We start from the raw sequence: 17,830 nt of genomic DNA on the forward strand, positions 1-17,830 counted from the left end.
TGTGCCACACTAACATTCAAATGCAAGATGTCAGACATCTTACAGTTACCCTTACATCAGTATCCGGGTCCCGGATCGCTACACAATGGAGTGCACTGTGACGCTTGAAGCAGACCTTCTGGCCGCCTATCCGGCTGACCTCGAGATCCCCGCAGGGCTCGTTGCCGGCTCCCTGGCCGCTTCCAACGCAGAGGTTCCCCGCGTCCTGGTGGTGCTCGACGACGACCCCACCGGCACCCAGTCCGTGGCAGACCTCCCCGTGCTCACCAGGTGGGACGTAGAGGACTTCAGCTGGGCTTTTGCGCAGGGAAAGCCCGCGGTCTACGTCCTCACCAACACCCGGTCCCTCGACCCCGCCGAAGCGGCTGCCCGCAATGAGGAAGTGGTCCGCAACGCCCTCGCGGCGGCAGGATCGCCCGACTCCCTGCGGCTGGGATTCGTCAGCCGCAGCGACTCCACCCTCCGCGGCCACTACCCCCTGGAGCCTGACGTCATCGCGGCCACCGTTGCCGGGGTCAGCGGCGAGACGACCGACGGCGTGGTCCTGGTCCCCGCATTCCCAGACGCCGGCCGGCTCACCATCGGCGGCGTCCACTACATGCGCGGCACCGGTGACGCGAAGGGCACCGTGGTCCCCGTCTCCGAGACCGAATTCGCCAAGGATGCGTCCTTCGGCTTCAGCACCTCCGTCATGGCCGACTACGTCGCCGAGAAATCCCAGGGCAGGTTCCCGGCGGACTCAGTGATCGTCCTGGACCTGAACATCATCCGTGCCGGCGCCGCCGCCCAGGACCCGGCTATCTCCGCCAAGGCGATCGCGGACGCCATCGAGCCCGCCACCGATTCCACGCCCATCGTGGCGGACATCGTCACCGAGAATGACTTCCGCGCCCTGGCGCTGGGACTGGAAGAGGCAGAACGCCGCGGCAAGAAGCTCCTGTACCGAGTGGGCCCGCCGTTCGTCCGCGGCCGCATCGGCCAGGAGATCCGGGCCGCACTGACTTCCGAAGAGGCCTACGCAGGCAACACCCCGTCGGAGGCGGGCGGCCTGATCGTGGTGGGCTCGCACGTCGGCGTGACCACACGGCAGCTCAACGTCCTCACCGCCGAACACAGCTCGGCGCGCATCATCGAGATCGACGTCGAGAAGCTCCTCGCCGCCGAAGCTGGAACAGCCGACCCCAACGCCAAGGAGCACCTGGACCGCACGGTGGACGCCGTGGTCGAGGCCCTACACGCCGGCGACGTGATCGTCCACACCAGCCGCCTGCTGATCAAGACGGACGACCCCGCCGAAAGCCTGCGGATCGCCCGTACCGTCTCCGCCGCCGTCGTGGACGTGGTCAACCGGACCCTGAAGACCTTCCCGCCGCGGTTCGTCATCGCCAAGGGCGGGATCACGTCCTCCGACGTCGCCGCCCACGGCCTGGAAATCCGGCACGGCATTGTCCGCGGCCCCATGCTCCCGGGCATCGTCAGCCTCTGGGAACCGGTGGACGGCCCCGCCAAGGGCATCCCCTACATCGTGTTCGCCGGCAACGTGGGCGACGACGACTCCCTGGCCCAGGTCACCCGCAAGCTCAGCAACAAGTTCTAAGAGTTCCGAACAAATTCAACGGAGAACACCATGACCAGCAACTACACCATCACCGTCCTGGGCCTCGGCGCCATGGGCCTGCCCATGGCCACCCGACTGGCCTCCCAGCTCACAGTCCACGGCTTCGACATCGCCGAGCCCCGCCTCAAGCTCGCCGAAGAAGCCGGCATCGCCACCTTCACCACCGCCCGCGAAGCCGCCAAGGGAGCGGACGCCGTCCTCCTGGCCGTCCGCAACGGCGAGCAGCTCAACGACGTCCTCTTCGGCGAAAACGGCGTGGCCTCCGTCCTGGAGCCGGGCGCCGTCGTCATCCTCGGCAGCACGGTGGGCACCGACGCCATCCCCGCCACCGTGGCCAAGCTGGCCGAATACGGGGTGGACCTGGTGGACGCCCCGCTGTCCGGCGGCCCCAAGCGCGCCGGCGAAGGCGACCTGCTGATCGTCGTCGGCGCGTCCCCCGAAGCCCGCGAAAAGGCCGCCCCCGCCCTGGACCTGCTGGCCTCCACGCTCACCGTGGTGGGTGACAACCCCGGCGACGGCCAGGCCCTGAAGACCGTCAACCAGCTCCTGTGCGGCGTCCACATCGCCGCGGCCGCCGAGGCCCTGGCCCTGGCCGACGCGCTGGGACTGGACCAGGCCAAGACCCTCGCCGCCCTCGAAGCCGGCGCTGCCGGTTCCTTCATGCTCTCCAACCGTGGCCCCCGCATCCTGGAGGCCTACAACGAGGAAGGCGCCGAGGTCCTGTCCCGCCTGGACATCTTCGTCAAGGACATGGGCATCGTGGGCAAAGCCACCCGCGCGGCCGGGCTGGCAGCCCCCGTTGCCGCCGCCGCCGAGCAGCTCTACCTGCTGGGCCAGGCCCAGGGCCTCGCCGCGGCCGATGACTCCGCCGTCATCAAGGTGGTCGCCCCGGCCAAGAGGACCAAGTAAGCGTCTCTCCCCCCGAACGGTACGACGACGGCGGTCCCCCCTCCGCCGTCGTCGTACCTCCCAGCGTTGCGGCTTAGTTCCGCAGCGTTCCATCCCCGCCGTGATACCTGATGCCCGTCTGCCCCGGACCGGCACGTCAAAGGAGACATTTCCCGTGAACCACCTGATGAGCCCGCTGATACAGCGGGCGGCCGATGCCCCGGCCATCAAGCCCGCCGTGGAGCTGGGCACCCCGCTGCTGCTCACCATCGCCGCCGTTGGCATCGCCATCCTGCTGGTGATGATCATCCGCTTCAAGATCCAGGCGTTCGTGGCCCTGCTGACCGTCAGCATCCTGGTTGCCGTGGCCGCCACGATCCCGCTGCAGGACATCTTCACCGTGGTGTCCGGCGGCGTGGGCAGCACCATGGGCAAGGTGGCCATCCTGATCGCGCTCGGCGCCGTGCTGGGCCGCATGATCGAGGTCTCCGGCGGTGTCCAGTCGCTGGCCGACCACTTCACCCGCAAACTCGGCGCCCGCCGGGTGGCCGTGGCGCTGACCGCCGTCGGCTTCCTGGTGGCCATCCCCGTGTTCTTCGAAGTCGGCATCATCGTGCTGGTGCCCATCGTCTACGCCTTCGCCAAGATCGCCAAAGTCCACCCGGTTAAGTTCGGCCTGCCCATGGCCGGCATCATGCTCGCCATCCACGTGGCCGTTCCGCCGCACCCGGGGATCGTTGCCGGCGCCGGCGTGCTGGGTGCCGACATCGGGCTGATCGCCCTGATCTCACTGCTCATCTGCATTCCGCTCGGCTTCCTGTCCTACTGGGTGGCGTCCATCATGAACCGCAAGGACTACGAGCTGCTGCCGGCCGTGAAGACCCAGGTGGAGGAGTTCGGTTCCGACTCACTGGTCAAGGTGGGCCACGACGGCCCCGGTGCCGCCGCCATCGCACCCCCTCGCCCGGGCCTGATCATTTTCCTGATCGCCGCCCCGATCGTGCAGATCCTCCTGGGTACCGCCGGCACCCTCATCCTCCCCAAGAGCGATCCCCTCTACGGCCTGGCAGCCTTCATCGGCAACCCGTTCCTGGCCCTGCTGGTGGCCGTGGCGCTGTCCTTCTTCCTGCTCGCGGTCCGCCGCGGCTGGTCCTTCAAGGAGACCGGTGAAATCTTCGAAGGCGCCCTGCCTCCCATCGCCTCCATCCTGATGGTGGTGGCTGCCGGCGGCGTCTTCGGCAACGTCCTGCAGGTCTCGGGCATCGGCGGGGCGCTCTCCAAGACCCTGGACACGCTCGGCGTGCCGCTGCTGCTGCTCGGCTTCATCATTTCCCTCGCACTGCGTGCCGCCCAGGGTTCGGCCACCGTGGCCATCGTGACCACCACCGGCCTGCTCTCCGCAGCGGTCAGCGGCGGCGGCTACAGCCCGGCCCAGATCGCGGTGATCGTGATCGCCATCGGCTTCGGCGCCTTGGGCCTCTCCCACGTCACGGACGCCGGCTTCTGGGTGGTGGTGCGCTACTACGGCCTGACCGTCTCGGACGGCCTGAAGACCTGGACCGTCCTGACTACCATCCTGGGCCTGGCCGGCTTCGCGCTGACCTTCGTGGCCTGGATCCTGGTGGGAGGCCTGGGCGTCTGATGCGTACCCGACTGGACCACCTGGTCACCACCGCCCTGCAGCAGGGTTCCGCCGTGCCGGCCTTCACCTGCTACGACTTCACCACCGCGCTGGCCGTGGTGGGCGCCGCAGAGGAATCAGGACGTGGTGCCATCCTGCTGGTGGCACCCAAGACCGCGGCTACCGCGAACGGGCTCAGGCTCATAGCGGCGCTCCGCACCCTGGCCGACGCGGCCGCGGTTCCGGTTGCCGTGCAGCTTGACCACGCCAGCGACCTCAAGGTGATGGCCGACGCCGTCGCGGCAGGGGCGGATTCGGTCCTCGCCGACGGTTCATCCCTTCCCTACGAGGACAACATTGCCCTGGTCAAGTCGGCCCGCGCCCTGCTGGGCCCGGACGTCGTGCTCGAAGCGGAACTTGGCGGCCTGGCCGGCGACGAGGACCGCGCCTTCGGTGCAGACCAGTCCGGCGCCGACGTTGCAGGCCTGACCGACTCGGCGCAGGTGGAGGACTTCGTGTCCCGTACCGGCGCGGAACTGCTTGCCGTGGCCGTGGGCAATGTCCACGGCAAGTACAAGGGCGAGCCGAGGCTGCGCTGGGACGTGCTCCAGGACATTGCGGCCCGAATCCACATTCCGCTGGTGCTGCACGGCGCTTCCGGCATCCCCGCCGGGGAACTGGTGAAAGCCGCGGCCATGAACGTAGGCAAGGTCAACTTCAACACCGAGCTGCGGACCGGCGTGCTGGCCACCCTCCAGGACCAGCTGCCCGCCCATCGTGCGGACGGCGAAAACCTGCAGGGCCTGCTGGCCCGGTGGAACCACTCGGCCAAGGAGTTCGCCACCGCCACGCTGGCCACGCTGGCACGGTAGGAAAGACCCCACTCCGGGGGAGGCTAGGATCAAGCCATGATCCTGGCCTCCCTCTTTTTTGCCTTCCTCGCCGCGGCGCTGCACGTTTTCATCTTCACCATGGAATCCGTGACCTGGACCCGGCCCGCCACGTGGAAACGCTTCAGCATCGGATCCCAGGACCATGCAGAGATCACCAGGCCGCTGGCGTACAACCAGGGGTTCTACAACCTGTTCCTGGCAGTGGGTGCCCTGGTCGGAATCGGCCTGGTGGTGTTCGGGGCCGGTCCGGCGCAGCACGTGGCGGGCTGGACCCTGGTGTTTTCAAGCTGCGGCTCCATGCTCCTGGCGGCCGTGGTCCTGGCCCTCAGCGGCCGCAAGTACCTCCGCGCGGCGGCCACCCAGGGCGCAACGCCGCTGCTCGCCGTCGTCCTGGGCCTGGTGGCTGTGCTCTAGCCCGGCACCCCTGCCTCTTCTACACCACCGGCAACAGGCGCAGAATGGTGCTGTGAACAGGGTCGGAACGCTGTAAGGCCACGCGGTGCGGCGGGGTCAGGGGAACCAAGACCACGCGGACACGGCAGCCCGTGATCCGGCGATCGACCTTGTCCGCTTCGTCTGCCTGGCATTGGTGGTGGTGGGCCATTCCATGATGGTCAGTCCGGTCCTGCACCCGGACGGGACCGTGACAACGGAGAACACCCTTGGCGACCAGGACTGGTTTGTCCCCGTCATCTGGATCTTCATGGTCATGCCCCTGTTCTTCGTTACCGGGGGTGTGACCGGCCTGCAGTCCTGGCGCCGGATGAAGGCGCGGGGCGGGACGGCGGCCCAGTTCATCCGTGCACGGCTGCTGCGCCTGGTCCGTCCGGCCACCGCGCTGCTTGCGGCGATGGTCCTGGGACTGTTGTTGGCCCGTGCCCTCGGGGTGGACCCTCAAGTGGTCCAGCTCATGGCCACCGGCGCCGGCATGCCGCTGTGGTTCCTGGCCGCCTACCTCGCGGCGCAGTTGAACATTCCGGTCCTGGCGGCGCTCCATGCGCGTTCCCCCTGGCTGGCGCTGGGCCTGCTCCTCGGCCTGGTGGTTGCCGTGGATTGCCTCCGGGGGGCGCTGCCGAACCTGGCCTACGCGAACCTGGTGTTCGTGTGGTGCGCAGTGCAGCAACTGGGCTTCCTGGCGGCCGACGGCTGGACGTCCCGGCTTTCCCGTTCGGGCCTGCTGGCCATCGCGTTGGCAGCAAACCTTGCGTTGGGTGTGGTGACGGGGCTGGGCCTGTACACCGGCAACATGCTGGTGAACCTCAATCCACCCAACCTCACCCTGGTCCTGTTGGGCGTTTCCCAGCTGGCCGCGATGGAGCTGGCGCGGCCGGTCCTCGCGTCGCTCGCCGAGGTCCGCTGGATTGGCCGCCTCGTGGGCGTGGCGGGCAGCCGGTCCCTGACGGTGTACTTGTGGCACCTGCCGCTGCTGGGCGCGATGTCAGGGCTGCTGCTCCTGGTGCCGTTCCCCAAGCCCGGCGCCGGCACCGCCGCGTGGTGGTGGTCGCGGCCCGTGGTGGTCCTGGCCCTGGTCGTCCTGCTGCTCCCCGTCGCTGCCGCCTTCGGCCGCCTTGAGGACCGGGTAACGGCGCCACACGCCTACCGCAGCCGGCCCGCCTTGGCTGCGGCCGCCGTCGTCGTGGTCTTCCTTCCCGCGGCGGACGCCGCCCTCAACGGGTTGTCACTGGGGCTGCTGGCTGCCGGCACCTTGTGCTTTTCCGCGGCGATCCTCCTGCTGGGCGGGTTTCCGCTGCGGCGCCGGCCATTGGCCGGGACCAGGCCCCCGCGACGGCCGGCGCGCGGGCCGGCGGCCCGGACCACCTCCCGCCGGAGGCGCGGCCGAAGGGGCATTGCCAGCGGGGTGAAGTAGTGCCAGTGTCAAACCATGACCGAGAACACCATGTCCACAGAGGATAAGTTCACCCCCAACGTCACCCTGCGGCGCAACGACGCGGACCACCGGTACGAACTCCTGGTGGACGGCAGGCTCGCTGTCCAGGCCTTCTTCCACGACCTGCCGGGACATATCGACTTCACCCATACCGAAACGGGCCAGGACTTCGAGGGGCAAGGGCTGGGCAAGGTGCTGGCGCATTTTGCCCTGGATGACGTGGTGGCCACCGGCAAACGCATCATCCCGCACTGCCCGTTTATGTCCAGCTACCTCCGCAAGCACGAGGGCTACGAACAGTTCGTGGACTGGCCCGAGCGCTGACCCGCCCGCCGGCCCCGCACGCTGATTGCATCCGCCGATCACATTCGCTGGCCGCGGGCCGGCGCCCGCGCTCGGAGCAGGGTCAGCTGGCCAGGGCCGAATCGCTGACCGCCCAGGCGGTCCCGGGGTCGTCGATGGTGAAGCCGCAGGCACAGCGGTAGGTGGTGACGGTTTCGGCCGCCTCCGGCCGCAGTGCCACCACGGAGGTTCCGTCAACGTAAACGGGCTGCCGGACCGGAAGTTCCCCGTGATCGACAAGCTGCATCGGCGTGCGGCAGTGCATGCGCGAATTGAGGGTCACCAGCAGTCCTGCATCGACAGGTACCGTGGCGGCCGGAAACTGCTCAGCCGGTTCGCGGCGCTCCCCAAACGCCATCAGCTGCTCATCCATTGCGGTGGTCATCATGTTCTTCCTTGGGCTTCTTTCACGGAACCGCCATAGCCGGCAGTCCCGCCGCGAACTGCTTGCGGAGGTTCATCTACCCCATAAGAAAAGCATGCTTACTAATTGATGCACAAGTTCCGGCATCTGGTGATGGCCCGCAATCCCCAGTGCCCGCTTGACCCCAAGCGTAGCGTCGCGGGGACCTGCCGGTGCTCCGGAACGCCGAATCCGCGGTTTAACACGAAATACATCACAAAAGTTTGATTAAAAGGGTTACCTAAGTAAGGCTTACCTTACAAGAAGGCAGGGCAGGGGTGTTCGGCTCCAGCCCTGCCTGCTACGACCATTGCCACTCCGGCAATGCCCAGCAAAGGAAACCCATGCCCCTGATGCCCCACCCTGCTCCGCACGTGGAAACACCGCTTCCCGCCACCGCCTCACCACAGGGCCCGCCAGCCGCTTCCGCCGGCCAGGACTTTGCCTCGCGGCTGGAACTGGCGTTCGGGGCCAGCAACCACCTCCTCAATGCCAGGAATTCAGCCCGGTACGTGGCGCAGGTCCTGCAGGGTGTCACTGCCGTGGCCACCAAGCTGGAGCGGACCACCCGGCCCTTTACCGGCGTCGAACCGTCAGCGCTGGAGGCCCGGGTGGGGGCGGTTGACCTGGACGTGCCGCTGCGGGACACCGCTGCGGCACTGGAGGAGCTCGAGGACGTCTACCTGCGCGACGCCGTCTATTTCCATGACCCCAAATACGCGGCGCACCTCAACTGCCCGGTGGTGATCCCGGCACTGGTGGGCGAGGCCGTCCTTTCCGCCGTCAACTCCTCGCTGGACACCTGGGACCAAAGCGCGGGGGCCACCATGATCGAGCGGCGCCTCATCGACTGGACCGCGCAACGGCTGCACCTGGGCGCCGCCGCTGACGGTATCTTCACCTCCGGCGGCAGCCAGTCCAACCTGCAGGCGCTGCTGATCGCCCGCAACCAGGCCGTGGCAGGCCTCCGCCAGGACCCGGCCCGCAGCGGCCTCCGCCTGCCGGCGCTGCTGGATAAACTCCGGATCTTCACCTCCGGGGACAGCCACTTCAGCATCCAAAAGTCGGCCGCCCTGCTCGGCCTCGGATTCGACGCCGTCATCAGCGTCCCCTGCACGCCGGACCGCCGGATGGACCCCGATGCCCTGGCCGATGCCCTGGCCGACGCCAACCGGGCCGGCCTGGTCCCGATGGCGGTGGTGGCCACCGCCGGGACCACCGACTTTGGCGCGGTGGACCCGCTCGCAGACCTCGCTGCCCTTGCCCGCGCCTCCGGCGCCTGGCTCCACGTGGACGCCGCCTACGGCGGCGGCCTCATGGTCTCCGGCCGGTACCGGCACCTCCTGGACGGGACCCGGTCCGCGGACTCGGTCACCGTGGATTTCCACAAGACCTTCTTCCAGCCCGTCAGCTCCAGCGCGCTTCTGGTCCGCGACCGGGCCATGCTGCGGCACGTCACCTTCCACGCCGACTACCTGAACCCGGAAAGTGCTGCCCTTGCGGACATTCCCAACCAGGTGGACAAGAGCCTCCAGACCACCCGCCGCTTCGACGCCCTGAAACTGTGGCTCACGCTGCGGATCATGGGGGCGGACGCCATCGGCGCGCTGTTCGACGAAGCCATCGACCTCGCGGGGCGCGTCGGATTGCTCCTGGAGGCAGACGACGACTTCGAAATCGCGGCACCGCCGCAGCTCAGCACCCTGGTGTTCCGCTACCGCCCGCGGCTGGACGGGGGAGCGCGGCTCAGTGAGGACGCCGCCGACGCGCTCAATCCTGCCGTGCGCGCCGCCGTCTTCGCGTCCGGGCGGGCGGTGGTTGCCGGGACCACGGTGGGTGGCCGCCACTACCTGAAGTTCACCCTCCTCAATGCCGAAGCCACCCTGGAGGACATCGCCGGCATCATCGACCTCCTGCGCCGCACCGGCGCGGACCTCCTGCAGGACGGTGCGGCCGCATGACCACCCCCGCAACCGGCCACGTCCATGACTTCGCAGCCATCGGCGTCGGCCCCTTCAACCTTGGCCTCGCCGCCCTGGCTGAGCCCGTCGAGGGCCTGGCCGGCATCTTCCTCGACCAGCGCGAATCCTTCGAGTGGCACCCCGGCATGATGCTGGAGCCGGCCCACCTGCAGGTCCCTTTCCTGGCGGACCTGGTGACCATGGCGGACCCCACCTCGCCCTACTCGTTCCTGAACTTCCTCAAGCAGACCGGCCGGCTGTACCGGTTCTACATCCGCGAGGACTTCTACCCGCTGCGAGCCGAATACAACCAGTACTGCCAGTGGGTGGCCGGGCAGTTGCCTTCGGTACGTTTTGGCACAACCGTGCTGGATGCGGCGTACGACGACGGCGTGTACCGGCTGGCCGTCTCCGGCCCCGGCGGCACGGAGGTACTTTCCGCCCGCCGGCTGGTGCTGGGCACCGGCACCAGCCCCTACGTACCGGAAGCCGGCCATGGCATCATGGCCGAGGCCGCCGCAGGCCGCGGGGGCATGGCCTTCCACAATGCCGACTACCTGGCCCGGAAGGCGGACCTGCAGCAGCGCCGCAGCATCACCATCGTGGGCAGCGGGCAGAGTGCGGCGGAGATCTACTATGACCTGCTCACGGACGCGGACGCCTACGGGTACCGGCTGGACTGGGTGACCCGTTCCGGCCGGTTCTTTCCCCTGGAGTACACCAAACTGACCCTCGAGATGACCTCGCCCGAGTACGTGGACTACTTCCATGGCCTCCCGCCGCACCGCCGCGACCACCTCAACAAGACGCAGAAGAACCTCTACAAGGGCATCAACGCGGACCTGATCGACGCAATCTACGACCTCCTCTACACCCGGAGCCTCGCCGGGATGGTGGACACGCGGCTGCTGACCCATTCCACGCTCACAGCCGCCGCGTGGGACGCCGCCGCCGGAACCCACACCCTGCGCCTGCACCACGACGAGCAGGGCACCGCCTACACCCTGGACAGCGACGCCGTGGTTTTCGCCACCGGCTACACCTACCGGGAACCGGAGTTCCTCGCGGGAATCCGGGACAGGATTGCCCGGGACAGCGGGGGCCGTTTTGCGGTGGACCGCAACTACAGCACCGGCGTGGAACCCGGAGAGATCTTCGTCCAGAACGCCGAGCTGCACACCCACGGATTCGCCGCCCCGGACCTGGGCATGGGTGCCTACCGCAACTCGTGCATCCTCCGGGCAATTAGCGGCCGGGAGGTCTATCCGGTGGAACGCAGCATCGCGTTCCAACAGTTCGGCGCACCGGAGAGCATCACGGCGGAGGTGCCCGCATGAGATTCACGTTCCGCTGCGTCGACCCCGCGGCCGACGCCCCGCTCCTGCACAGCTGGGTCACGCGGCCCTACGCCTCCTTTTGGGGAATGCTGGCCTCCGGCGTTGACGACGTCGAAAAGGAGTACGCCGCCATCCAGGCGAGCGGACACCACCACGCCCTGCTGGGGCTCGACGACGGCATTCCGGCCTTCCTCGTTGAGGAGTACCTGCCCGCGTCCTCACCGCTGGCCACGGCCTACCCGGTCCGGCCCGGTGACGCCGGCATGCACCTGCTGGTGGCCCCGCCGTCGGACGCTCCTGTGGCCGGGTTCACCACGGCCGTCATGGATGCCGTGCTGGCCCGGCTGTTCGCCAAACCCGGGGTGGACCGGATCGTGGTGGAACCCGACGTCCGGAATACCCGGATCCACGCCCTCAATAACCGGCTCGGCTTCCGCCCCGAGGGGGTGGTGGCCCTCCCGGACAAGGACGCGCTCCTGAGCTTTTGCAGCCGGGAGGACTACCTGGCTGCCCGGGCTTTGAACCTTCTCACCGCCCCAATCCGCTTGCCCGCCACCTCGACCGCAATGGAGCACCACTGTGACCACTGACCTCTACCCCGCCCCGGCCGCTGCCTTCCCGTCCGACGTTTCCCACCTCAGCCCGCACCGCTGGGAGGCAGCCAACCGGCATCTGCTCCGCAAGGCGCTCGCCGAGTTCTCGCACGAACGGATCCTTGCGCCTGAGCGCCTTCAGGAGATGGACCACGCCGCCAGCTATCGGGTGGTCAGCGACGACGGAACCCGCGAGTACCGTTTCGACGCGCGGATCCTGGACCTGGACCACTGGTCCATCGACGCCGGTTCAATCCGGCATCTCCACGAGGGCGCCGAGGCGCCGCTGGAGGCCATGGAGTTCATCACGGCCTTCCACACGACCCTCGGCATCACCATCTCCATGCTTCCGGTCTACCTGGAAGAAATCAGCAGCACGCTGGCCGGACACGCCTACAAACTGGCGGACCGCAGGCCGGACTCGGCGGAACTGGCGGCCGGAATAACCCGCGGCGCGGACGCTGCCGCCGATTTCCAGGCCATCGAACGCAGCATGTCCGAAGGCCACCCCTGCTTCGTGGCCAACAACGGCCGGCTGGGCTTCGGCATCGGCGATTACCACGCCTTCGCTCCCGAAACCGGTGCCGCCGTGCGCCTGGAATGGATCGCCGTGCACCGCAGCTGCGCCGTCTTCACCGCGGCTGCCGGGCTGGACTACCGGACACACCTGGCCGCCGAACTGGGGCCGCTGCTGGACACTTTCCACGCCGTGCTGGCGGAACAGGGACTCGAGCCGGAGCAGTACTTCCTCATGCCGGTGCATCCCTGGCAGTGGCAGAACAAGCTCACGGGTACGTTCGCGGCGGAGATCGCCCGGCAACGCATCGTCCACCTGGGCAGGGGAACCGATCAATACCAGGCGCAGCAGTCGATCAGGACGTTCTTCAACACCGGCGCCCCCGCCAAGCACTACGTCAAGACCGCCCTGTCCGTGCTGAACATGGGCTTCATGCGCGGACTCTCCCCGCAGTACATGAAGGCGACGCCCGCCATCAACGACTGGCTGCGGGACCTAATCGGCTCAGACCCGGCACTGCAGCGCCGCGGGTTCACCATGATCGGCGAGGTGGCCGCCGTCGGTTACCACAACCCGCATTACGAGGCCGGCTCCGCGGAAGGCTCACCGTACCGGAAGATGCTGTCCGCCCTGTGGCGGGAAAGTCCGCTGCCGCTGCTGCGCGACGGCGGGCAGCTGGCCACCATGGCGTCGCTCCTGCATGTGGATGCGGCAGGAAAGCCGATGGCCGCCGCACTGATCGAACGTTCCGGACTGGCGCCCGCCACATGGCTCCGCCGGTACTTCGAGGCCTACCTGGTTCCCCTGGTGCACTGCCTCTGCCGCTATGAGCTGGCGTTCATGCCGCACGGCGAAAACGTCATCCTGGTCCTGGAAAACGGCGTGCCCGTGCGGGCCGTCATGAAGGACATCGCCGAGGAAATCGTCGTGATGGGGGACCGGCTGGAGGTGCCCGCCGAAGCCGCAAGGATCAAGGCCGCGATTCCTGACGGGGAGAAGGTATTGGCGATCTTCACCGACGTCTTCGACTGCATCTTCCGCTTCCTCGCGGCCCTGCTGGACGAGGACGGCACCCTGCCCCAAGAGGAGTTCTGGCGCACCGCAGCCGCAGCCATCCGGGACTACCAGGCGGAGCATCCAGAGCTTGCGGACCAGTTCGCAAGACACAACCTGTTCGCCCCGGACTTTCCACTGTCCTGCCTCAACCGGCTGCAGCTGCGCAACAACCAGCACATGCTGGACCTCTCCGATCCCTCCGGCGGCCTGCAGCTGGCCGGACGCCTGGCCAACCCGCTGGCCCGGTTCGCAGGGGTGTAGTACCGGCAACTGGTTAGGCTGGCAGCATGACGCCAACAATCGCACTCGTTACCGGAGCCAGCGCCGGGCTGGGACACGAATTCGCCAAGCAGCTCGCGGCCCAGGGGCACCCCCTTGTCCTGGTGGCCCGCAGCGCCTCCCGCCTGGAGGAAACCGCGGCGGACCTGCACCGGCGGTACGGAATCACGGCTGAGGTCCTGCCCGCTGACCTCACGGTGGACGCCGACGTCGCCGCCGTCGTCGAACGTCTCAAGGACCCCGCGCGGCCGGTGGGCATCCTGGTGAACAATGCCGGTATCGGGCTGCTGCACAACTTCGAGGACAACCCGATCGGGGCGGAAAAAGACCACCTGAAGCTGCACGTGGAAACGGCCATGGTGCTCACCCACGCGGCGCTCGGCGGAATGCTCGAACGCGGGGAGGGCAGGATCATCAATGTGGCCAGCGTGGCCGCCTTCCTACCCCGCGGCACCTACTCGGCAGCGAAAGCATGGCTGGTCAGTTTCAGCCGGTGGGCCAACCTGGCGTACCGCTCGCGCGGGATCCAGGTCACCGCGGTATGTCCGGGGTTTACGCATACCGAGTTCCACGACCGGATGGGCATGGACAAGTCCGTGGCCCCGTCCTGGACGTGGCTGCGTGCGGAGCGGGTGGTGCGGGAAGGCCTGGCGGACAACGAGCGCGGCAAGGCGGTGTCCGTGCCTTCCAGGCGCTACAAGGCGGTGGCCGCCGTGGCCAAGCTGGCGCCGGCGCGGCTAATGGCGGGACCGGCGCGCAAACCCAAGCCGGAGCGCAACCCCGGGTAGCTGTACCGGGCCTTCGAAGCCGGTGCCTGCTTGCGGCCCGGAGCGGCGGACGGCCACCACTACCAGGATGCCCAGCAGCGCGCCCACCAACGTTTCCACGGCCCGCTCCAGGATCAGGACCCCCGGTTCGGCCGGCGAGGCCAGTTGGGTCATGAGCAGGATCACCGGGGTGAACCAGACCATGGCCAAGCCGTAGTGCCTGGTCATGAACAGCTCGGTGGCGAACTGGAAAAGGATCACCAGGAGGGCCAGCACCTGGGCATGGCGCGCGGGCTCCTGGAACGCGGGGTAGAGCCCGGCCAGCGTCCAGGGTGCCGGAAGGAGGACGACGGCGGTCACGGCCAGGCCCAGGAAGGTCCCCACGATGCGGTGGATGCCGCGCCGGACACGGCTGGGAAGGTCCGCCCCGGCGAGCGGCACTGCCGCGGCTGCCATGGCCCAGTGCGGATGGCCGCTGCCGCTGAGGACGCCCACTGTTCCGGCTGCGCCCACGGCCAGCACATACCGTGCGGCGTGGACCAGCAGCTCACGCCGGCCCGCCGGGGTGGGGGAGGGTACGGCCCTGGTGGCGCCGGGTTCCCAGGACCTGCGCCGTATCCAGCCGCTGAAGCCCACAGCCATGGAGAACACAGCCGATCCGCCGGCGATGAGCATCGCCACATACCAAGGGACCGCGACAGGAACGGAAGCGCAGGCTCCGAGGGCCAGGATGCCGAAGAAGGGTCCGTTGGGTTTCAGCCGCACCCGGTCCGAGTAGACGGAGCCCACCCCGGCAAGGGTGGCTTCCACGGCCACCAGCCACCAGGAATGGAGGTGGTTGATGGACAGCGTGATCCCCACGGCCACTCCGCAGAGCAGTACCAAGGCGGCCTGGCCTTGGTGCCGAAGCCGCAACTGGTGGGGCTCCGAGCGGCCGTACATCCCGGTAAGGGCACCGAACACGGCGTAGATGATCAGGTCAGTCCTGCCCAAGGCCAACAGGACCAGGGAGGGGGCTGCGACGCTCAGGGCAACCCGGAGCGCCGCAAGATGGTCGTTGGTGGCCGGTTCCAGCCGGTGCAGCGCGCGCACCTGGTCCACTACGCGCTTCATATCCCGAATCCATTCCCTGTTACTGCGGTGCCGGCGCCTGATAGGGCCTTTGGGAACGTATCACCAGGCATCCCGCAGAGTCATATGTTGCCGGCTGGGCTCCTGACACACCAGGACATCCGGCGGGCACGCGAAGGCCCGCTTCCGTACTTCCCGCAGGAAGCACAGGAGCGGGCCTGTGAGCGTGGGCTACAAGAATGCCCGGGCGGCAGGCGGGAGCTTACGCTCCTGCCGGAACACCGCGGTGTGCATGCGGATCCGTGCCGTCCTGGGTGTCGAACGGCAGTTCGTCCAGGTTGATCAGCGGGTTCTGGTCCTGGGTCTCCACCAGTTCCTTGGCTTCCGCCTGGGTATCAACGCTGGGCATCGATCCCGGGAGGGGGCGGTTGGCGGATTCCTTCAGGAAGTAAATGGCCACGGCGCCAACCAAAGAGGTTGCCATCAGGTAGTACGCCGGCATCATGTCGTTGCCGGTCGATTTGATCAGCAGTTCCACGATGAAGGGTGTGGTTCCGCCGAAGATCGCCACTGCGAAGTTGTAGGCAATGCCCATGGCTCCGTAGCGGCTCGACGTGGGGAACTGGGCCGGCAGGGCCGAGGCGAGGTTGGCCACGTAGAAGGTCACGGGGAAGGCTACCAGGGCCAGGCCTGCCAGGGTGGACCAAACGGCACCGATACCGATCAACAGGAACGCCGGAACGGCCAGGACGATGGTGCTCACCGCACCGATCCACAGCACGGGGCGGCGGCCGATCCGGTCAGACAGCCTGCCGGTCAGTGGGATGCAAAGGCTCATGACTACCAGCACCGGGATGGTCAACAGCGTGCCGTGGAGCTCGTCGTAACCCTTGGCGTCGGTCAGGTAGGTGGGCATGTAGGAGGTCAGGGCGTAACCAGCCGTGTTGGCGGCCGCAACCACAACCATGGCCACGATGATCGGACGCCAGTAGGCCTTGACGATACCGACAGGTCCCTTGGCCGTAGGGGTGCCTTCGGAGGCGTTTTTGGCGTTTGCCTCCTGGGCGTCCAGGGTGGCCTGGAACTGCGGCGACTCCTCGATCTTGCTCCGGAAGTACACGGCGATCAGGCCCAGCGGGCCCGCAATCAGGAACGGGATGCGCCAGCCCCAGTCCTCCATGGTGGCCTGGCCCAGGGTCAACTGCAGGACCGAGACCAAGGCCGCGCCGATAGCGAAGCCCATGTAGCTGCCCAGGTCCAGGAAGCTGGCAAAGAAGCCACGGCGCTTGTCGGCGGCATACTCGCTGACGAAGGTGGTGGCACCGGCATATTCACCGCCGGTGGAGAAACCCTGGATGACTTTGAGGAGCACCAGCAATGCTGCCGCCCACAATCCAATCTGGGCGTATCCGGGCAGCAGGCCGACGGCGAACGTGCTGGCCGCCATGATCATCAGCGTGGTGGCCAGGATCTTTTGCCGGCCCACTTTGTCGCCGAGCCAGCCGAAGATGACGCCACCGAGGGGGCGGGCGATAAAGGTCGCCGCAAATGTGCCCAGCAGGAAGAGGTTCTGCGTCGTGGGATCGGATTCCGGCAGGAACACGGGCCCCATGGTGGTGATGAGGTAGCCGAAAACGCCGACGTCGTACCATTCCATCGTGTTTCCAACGATGGTGCCGCCCAGTGCTTTTTTGAGCATGGGCTGGTCAACTACGTTGACGTCGGATTCCTTGAGCCGGCGGCGTGGCAGGAGCCTGGGCTTCTTGGCAGCCGTGGGGGCCGCAGGGTCGGTTCCGCGGGCGCTCTTGGCGCCTGCTGGAGAGTGGTTACTGCTTCGGTCTGTGGGCATTTGGGCAACTCCTGTGGAGGTCATTTGCTTGCGACTTGTAGCTGCCCCGCTCCGGGCAGGCCTTCAATTTTACGGGATGTCTATGGCGTTTGCTCGGCCCAATGGCGTAGCATGCTCCCTTTTCTACCCCTGAAGTGCCGCATTTGGTACCTTTTTTCGCCGTGGATTCCCGCGCTACTACTGGGAAGCAGGCTGATCAACGGCGCCGTTACCAAAAATTTTTCCTCGGGAACCGTTTCAAGCCGTTTATTTGGGTAAATGCGGGCGCGGAAGTGAGCACGGTCACGGCCTCAGGAGGGGTTCACAGGAGCCTTCGGGGTGCCTATGGTAGAGCGATGAACACACTTCTTTTCGGCTGACTGCCCGCGCACGCCCGGGCGCCCGGCCGGCGCCTCGTTTCAACGAAGAACGATGGAAAGAAGGGAAAAAGACATGGGTGAAGAGTCCAACCAGTTCCATATCAGGCCAGAGGTGGCGGACCATCTTGCCGCAGCCATGGACGCCCCGGTCACACCCGGGCCCGCAGTAGGCGGGGCTGTCCCCCTGGCCCGGCAGAATGCATGGCCGGATGGCGGCGGCAAACGCCGGCATCCGAAGGACCGGGCTGCCGGACACGGCCGCATGGGCCACGAGGCGGCAGTAACCGCCGTCCACCGGACCGGCCGGCCGCAGATGCCGCACTCCTCTTAGCCGCCTGGCAAAGGCCACTGCACCGATCGAAACGCAAATTACCTGGCGCCCCGGAAA

At 67.5% G+C, this 17,830-nt stretch carries 16 protein-coding genes; 13 read left to right on the forward strand and 3 right to left on the reverse strand.

Features of this window, described 5'->3' with window-relative positions; all coding sequences use genetic code 11:
• Window positions 1–97 precede the first annotated feature (97 nt).
• The 7 genes from AC4EEV_RS13400 (at window position 98) to AC4EEV_RS13430 (ending at window position 7,232) form a co-directional block, all read left to right on the forward strand.
• On the forward strand, window positions 98–1,597 hold the full coding sequence (locus AC4EEV_RS13400; protein WP_109863641.1) for a four-carbon acid sugar kinase family protein: 1,500 nt from the start codon (window positions 98–100) through the stop codon (window positions 1,595–1,597).
• 30 nt (window positions 1,598–1,627) lie between these two features.
• The gene (locus AC4EEV_RS13405; protein WP_018763731.1) at window positions 1,628–2,527 is read left to right on the forward strand and encodes an NAD(P)-dependent oxidoreductase; all 900 of its coding nucleotides are present in this window, start codon (window positions 1,628–1,630) and stop codon (window positions 2,525–2,527) included.
• 154 nt (window positions 2,528–2,681) lie between these two features.
• Window positions 2,682–4,148 (forward strand): GntP family transporter, encoded by a 1,467-nt coding sequence (locus AC4EEV_RS13410; RefSeq protein ID WP_018763730.1) that lies wholly within the window; start codon window positions 2,682–2,684, stop codon window positions 4,146–4,148.
• Window positions 4,148–4,999: a class II fructose-bisphosphate aldolase gene (locus AC4EEV_RS13415; RefSeq protein WP_491329186.1), complete on the forward strand. Its 852-nt coding sequence runs from the start codon at window positions 4,148–4,150 to the stop codon at window positions 4,997–4,999. Before AC4EEV_RS13410 ends, AC4EEV_RS13415 begins: the two co-directional genes overlap by 1 nt.
• 36 nt (window positions 5,000–5,035) lie before the next feature.
• A complete protein-coding gene (locus tag AC4EEV_RS13420) occupies window positions 5,036–5,434 on the forward strand; it encodes a DUF1304 domain-containing protein (protein ID WP_018763728.1) in 399 nt (132 codons plus the stop codon).
• 85 nt (window positions 5,435–5,519) lie between these two features.
• Window positions 5,520–6,887 carry an acyltransferase family protein gene (locus tag AC4EEV_RS13425; protein WP_018763727.1) on the forward strand — a complete coding sequence of 456 codons (1,368 nt, stop codon included), beginning with the start codon at window positions 5,520–5,522 and terminating at the stop codon, window positions 6,885–6,887.
• Between the two features lie 15 nt (window positions 6,888–6,902).
• Window positions 6,903–7,232, forward strand: a complete 330-nt coding sequence (locus tag AC4EEV_RS13430) for a GNAT family N-acetyltransferase (RefSeq protein ID WP_018763726.1) — start codon at window positions 6,903–6,905, stop codon at window positions 7,230–7,232.
• A gap of 82 nt (window positions 7,233–7,314) precedes the next feature.
• On the opposite strand, the gene AC4EEV_RS13435 is transcribed toward AC4EEV_RS13430, so the two are convergent.
• A complete protein-coding gene (locus AC4EEV_RS13435; protein ID WP_018763725.1) occupies window positions 7,315–7,638 on the reverse strand; it encodes a hypothetical protein in 324 nt (107 codons plus the stop codon).
• Between the two features lie 359 nt (window positions 7,639–7,997).
• Between AC4EEV_RS13435 and AC4EEV_RS13440 the strand changes: the two genes are divergently transcribed.
• Genes AC4EEV_RS13440 through AC4EEV_RS13460 form a run of 5 tightly spaced genes read left to right on the forward strand, consistent with a single transcriptional unit; the run spans window position 7,998 to window position 14,184 of the window.
• Window positions 7,998–9,614 (forward strand): pyridoxal phosphate-dependent decarboxylase family protein, encoded by a 1,617-nt coding sequence (locus AC4EEV_RS13440; RefSeq protein ID WP_491329187.1) that lies wholly within the window; start codon window positions 7,998–8,000, stop codon window positions 9,612–9,614.
• Complete coding sequence (locus AC4EEV_RS13445) at window positions 9,611–10,951, forward strand: lysine N(6)-hydroxylase/L-ornithine N(5)-oxygenase family protein (RefSeq protein ID WP_491329188.1); 1,341 nt, start codon at window positions 9,611–9,613, stop codon at window positions 10,949–10,951. Before AC4EEV_RS13440 ends, AC4EEV_RS13445 begins: the two co-directional genes overlap by 4 nt.
• Complete coding sequence (locus AC4EEV_RS13450; protein ID WP_491329189.1) at window positions 10,948–11,541, forward strand: GNAT family N-acetyltransferase; 594 nt, start codon at window positions 10,948–10,950, stop codon at window positions 11,539–11,541. Before AC4EEV_RS13445 ends, AC4EEV_RS13450 begins: the two co-directional genes overlap by 4 nt.
• The gene (locus tag AC4EEV_RS13455) at window positions 11,531–13,378 is read left to right on the forward strand and encodes an IucA/IucC family protein (protein WP_109863635.1); all 1,848 of its coding nucleotides are present in this window, start codon (window positions 11,531–11,533) and stop codon (window positions 13,376–13,378) included. The genes AC4EEV_RS13450 and AC4EEV_RS13455 overlap by 11 nt, the downstream gene beginning before the upstream one ends.
• 26 nt (window positions 13,379–13,404) lie before the next feature.
• Window positions 13,405–14,184, forward strand: coding sequence for an SDR family NAD(P)-dependent oxidoreductase (locus AC4EEV_RS13460; RefSeq protein WP_285318589.1), 780 nt, complete (start codon window positions 13,405–13,407; stop codon window positions 14,182–14,184).
• On the opposite strand, the gene AC4EEV_RS13465 is transcribed toward AC4EEV_RS13460, so the two are convergent.
• Entirely contained in the window at window positions 14,134–15,276 is a 1,143-nt protein-coding gene (locus AC4EEV_RS13465; RefSeq protein WP_109863633.1) for an FUSC family protein, read from the reverse strand. The two genes, AC4EEV_RS13460 and AC4EEV_RS13465, sit on opposite strands and share 51 nt — an antisense overlap.
• 220 nt (window positions 15,277–15,496) lie before the next feature.
• Window positions 15,497–17,083 (reverse strand): MFS transporter, encoded by a 1,587-nt coding sequence (locus AC4EEV_RS13470; RefSeq protein ID WP_018763722.1) that lies wholly within the window; start codon window positions 17,081–17,083, stop codon window positions 15,497–15,499.
• Window positions 17,084–17,515: 432 nt separating this feature from the next.
• Between AC4EEV_RS13470 and AC4EEV_RS13475 the strand changes: the two genes are divergently transcribed.
• Window positions 17,516–17,773, forward strand: coding sequence for a hypothetical protein (locus AC4EEV_RS13475; RefSeq protein ID WP_109863632.1), 258 nt, complete (start codon window positions 17,516–17,518; stop codon window positions 17,771–17,773).
• Window positions 17,774–17,830: the final 57 nt, after the last annotated feature.

Source organism: Pseudarthrobacter sp. MOO14, from assembly GCF_058267675.1.